Below are 1,119 nucleotides of genomic sequence, written 5' to 3' on the forward strand. Positions count from 1 at the left end.
ATTTTCAGGCGCATGTTCGAGCGGAAATGCTGAATATTATCCCGCTGGACACAGATAAATCCGAAGATCAAGACATCCGGCGCTGCGCTTTAGGGCAGGATATCGATTTAAATTTGCGTAAATACGCAAAATTCGATTTAAACCTTTACACCTATAGTTGAAATTGAATCAGACCGATATTTTTGGTCTTCACATCCGAAATCTGTCGTTCTACGCATCTCGCCGGGCATTGGATGAGCCTGGTGGTCCCTGTGGCGAAAATTTCCATGGAGACCCTGAATGAAGAAATGCGAGCCGTTCTCCGGCTCGCAAACGATACGTGCTGAGGTCAGAGGTCTTAAAATGGAAGATGACATTCTCGAAGGCGCAGTAACGCTTTACCGCGCCTACAGCGAGGACTCGCTTGACTGGGTTTCCAAGTTTCTGGACTTCAGGCGGGCCATTGATAAATCTCGCCTCGACGATGAATATGCCTACTATTTGCGAGCCAGCGAAGAAGGAATGAACACCTTTTCCATCCAGGTTCCGATTGACCGTGATCTCCGGCTGGCCGGTCTGGCGCGCGTCGTCATCACGACAGCTGCGAATGTCCACGCCATCGTGGAGATGAGCGAGGCCGAAAGCGCTGCCCTGCATGCAGAGATCAGCCCGGAGCTTTCTGAGCTCAACCGTTCGGCAAAGATTGCCCCGATGGCCTACAGCAAGGACATCATGAGCGCCTTGATCCGGAACGTCCGCGAAGAAGGTTTCGATCGCAATGTTGCACGTGCTGTTGTCATCTCGTGAATCTAGGTGGAATGAAATCATCAGAATTTGGGAACATTGCGCCCATGGCTGATTTCTGGAATGCCATTAATATCGGGTGTTTCTCTGGTTTCTCGAGCTCCTCCGTCCGCCATGAAATCTGGTTCCGCCAATCAAGACTCCAGTCCGCCCCTTGGGGCGGACTGGGATGGGATTGCACCGCCATCAGGGAGGCCTCAGGCAACGTTTCTCAGCATCGCCTCGGTGTCGAAACGATCGAGACATTGGGCGAGCTCGTCGGCGAGCAGGCAGATCTCGGCGACGTCGCCGCAGTCCGGATCGATCAGGGCGAAATGCCCGGTCTCCGGCCGCTCG

The 1,119-nt window shown here is 53.4% G+C and carries 1 protein-coding gene; it reads left to right on the forward strand.

The window, feature by feature from the left end; translation table 11 throughout:
* The first annotated feature begins 279 nt into the window (after positions 1–279).
* Positions 280–786, forward strand: a complete 507-nt coding sequence (locus tag FD715_RS22330) for a hypothetical protein (protein ID WP_147115478.1) — start codon at positions 280–282, stop codon at positions 784–786.
* The last annotated feature ends 333 nt before the right edge of the window (positions 787–1,119 follow it).

The organism is Tateyamaria sp. syn59 (assembly GCF_007995245.1).
GTDB lineage: Bacteria > Pseudomonadota > Alphaproteobacteria > Rhodobacterales > Rhodobacteraceae > Tateyamaria.

What these genes read in the sequence shown, in the direction of transcription:
- FD715_RS22330 (WP_147115478.1), top strand. Translation starts at nt 280, where the DNA reads ATGAAGAAATGCGAGCCGTTCTCCGGCTCGCAAACGATACGTGCTGAG.